At 59.2% G+C, this 2703-nt stretch carries 3 protein-coding genes; 1 reads left to right on the top strand and 2 read right to left on the bottom strand.

Annotated features, from left to right (window positions below; all coding sequences use genetic code 11):
- Window positions 1-1008, bottom strand: a 1008-nt coding sequence (locus WBB85_RS16230) for an MFS transporter (RefSeq protein ID WP_432639637.1), incomplete at its 3' end; no start/stop codon positions are given.
- Between the two features lie 549 nt (window positions 1009-1557).
- Window positions 1558-2388 (bottom strand): nuclear transport factor 2 family protein, encoded by an 831-nt coding sequence (locus tag WBB85_RS16225; protein WP_432639636.1) that lies wholly within the window; start codon window positions 2386-2388, stop codon window positions 1558-1560.
- A gap of 104 nt (window positions 2389-2492) precedes the next feature.
- Between WBB85_RS16225 and WBB85_RS16220 the strand changes: the two genes are divergently transcribed.
- Window positions 2493-2703 (top strand): winged helix-turn-helix transcriptional regulator (locus WBB85_RS16220; RefSeq protein WP_432639635.1); only part of this gene is annotated, 211 nt, incomplete at its 3' end.

Raw genomic sequence — 2703 nt, 5'->3', positions numbered from 1 at the left:
GGTCAGCGGTACGGTGGCAAGCCGCAGTGACCCCATCGCGACCGAAAACAGCACCACCGTCGCGGGCGTCATCGGCACCAGAATGAAAGCCGCCGCCACAATGGTCCGCCCGGCATAAATCGCCGCCAGCAGGTACTTTTTCGAATAGCGCTTACCCAGCCACCCTGCCGTGATCGTGCCGACGATATTGGCAAGCCCGATCAAGGAAATTGCCACCGCGCCAAGGGCCGAGGTGGTCGATACCCCCAGTGAGGCCAGCGTCCCCGACGGGTCGATCGCCCCGCACATTTCGGTCACGAAAGCCGGGAAATGCGCGGTGATGAAGGCCAGCTGATAACCGCAGGAGAAGAAGCCGAGGAAGATCAGCGCGAAGGACGGGTCGCGGAAGGCCTTCAGCAGCACTTCGCCCATGCTCTCTTCCAGCTCGGCCTTGCTGACCGGGGCCGGAGCCCGCATCATCGGCAGCACCAGAAGGGCTGCAAGGATCACCCCGGCAAAAATCAGAAACACCGTTTGCCAGGGGAAATGCCCCAGCAGAAGTTCGGCCAGCGGCGCTCCGATGACCTGACCGGCCGATCCCGCCGCTGTCGCGATGCCAAGCGCGAGCGAGCGGTTCTCGGCACTTGCCGCGCGGCCGACGACCGCAAGGATCACGCCGAACCCGGTTCCGGCAATGCCGAACCCCACCAGCACTTCCAGCATCTGATGCTGACCGGGCGTGATCGCATAGGACGACAGCACCAGCCCCGCCGCATAGGAAAGCGCCCCGAGTATGATTGCCCGCCGGTCGCCGAACTTCTCGGCCAGGGCCCCAAAGAGGGGCTGACCAATGCCCCAGGCTAGGTTCTGAACCGCGATGGCAAAGCTGAATTCCGACCGGAGCCAGCCGAACTCCTCGGCAATCGGGATCTGGAACACCCCGAAACTCGCCCGGATTGCAAAGCCGAGCATGATGATGATGCACCCGGCGATCAGGACCGGAGTAAAAAGGGGGGCTCGGGACTGCATGAGAACTCCTGTTCAGCCCGACAATGTGGGGTGCCGACTGCGCCGTCAAACCCTGAATTGTGACGACAACAATTCCAGTCGGTGATCAGGCCCGCAAATCGGGCAATGCGTTGACACTACCTTGTCGGCAGTCGAGACAGTTCTGCCGTTCTTCAGATGCATCAATCTACTGGAAGCAAGCCCGACGCGAACCGAGCGGGCGCCGACCCATCCCGGCGGGCTGGTGCGTCTGCGGTGATGTATCACATGACTTCCGAGGGGCTTTGACGCCATCATAGCGTTTGGCGTTAAACTTGAATCACCTAACGCTGCCTGAAATCAAAGATTTCAAAGCGTTAGGTGATGAGTGATGGTTCAAGTTAAACGCGAAACGCTGTAAGCGTCTCGAAAGACCACTGCTGCGCCACGCTACGGACAGACATTTGCCCGGCTGGCGTTGTTCTGGTCGAAATATCCGCAAAGGTCGCAGACCATCTATTGGACTTTCACAAGAATCGACGAAACCGGACCGTCCCTTTCAGGACAGTCCGGACTGTTTCACTTGATGCCTCAAAACATCCCGTTTTCGTGGGCGAACTCTGCCGGGACTTCCTGCACAGCATCCCAATGCTCGACAAGCTTTCCGCCCTCGACCCGCCAAAGGTCGAAGAAGGCCGTCGGCTTGCCGTCATAGACGCCTTCGGACTGGGTAAAGACGAAGTTCCCTTCGGCCACGACGGTGTGCAGCGCCGAGTAGTAGAAGGTGATCTCATTGGCCGCGATATAGTCGATGAAGCCCTTCAGCCCGTCCCTTGTATCAGGCACGAACGGGTTGTGTTGCATATATTCCGGGGCGAGGTAGTCGTCGATCCTGTCAAGCTTGCCCCCCATCAGCACGTCGCTGACAAAGCCGGTGACCAGCGCCTTGTTTTCGGCGGTCTTGTCCAGATCGGCGATCTCAGTCGCACCGTCGAACATTGTCCGCCCGCTTGCGGTTTCGGCCGGCACCTCCTGGATCACATCCCAGTGCTCGGCGATCTTGCCGTCCTCGATCCGGAAGAGGTCAAGGATCGACTTCGGTCCATAGAAATCCACCTCGCTGTGGACGACGACCAGGTCACCCTCGGCGATGACGCGGTGAATGGTCGAGGTGACCTTCGGGTCAATCGTGCCGACGAACTCGACAAAGCCCAGAAGACCGTCGCGGCCATCAGCGACCAGCGGATTGTGCTGGATATAGTCTTCGGCGACATTGGCGCGGATGTAATCGGCATCGCCGCCGATCAGACCCTTTTCCAACAGGCCAACGGCCAGGGCCTTGTTGCTGTCCAACGGTTCGGCGGCAAGGGTTGCGGTTGCGAGCCCGGCAAAGGCAACGGCGGCAGTCATCATCCTGGTCATCTCGGTATCTCCTTTGAGAAGTTGCTTTCGTTTCGGATGTGACTTACTGATAATAACCATATAGCCAATGCGTAAGCAGGCACTTTTTAGTAACTGGAAAAAACATGAAACGCCGCGAAGAAATCGAGAAAAAGCTGGGGCTTGACCTCTGCCCAATCCGCACGGTCCTTGCCCAGATCGGCGATAAATGGAGCCTTCTGGTGATCCTTCTGCTGCGTGAGGGCGAACACCGATTCTCCTCCATCCAGAAGGCGATCCCGGATATTTCACAGCGGATGCTGACCCAGACGCTGCGCAAGCTGGAGCGTGATGGGC

The sequence above is a fragment of the Albidovulum sp. genome, from assembly GCF_049646345.1.
GTDB lineage: Bacteria > Pseudomonadota > Alphaproteobacteria > Rhodobacterales > Rhodobacteraceae > Albidovulum.
Note: the sequence above shows the minus strand (reverse complement) of the source record. Positions and strands in the feature narration are given on the sequence as shown.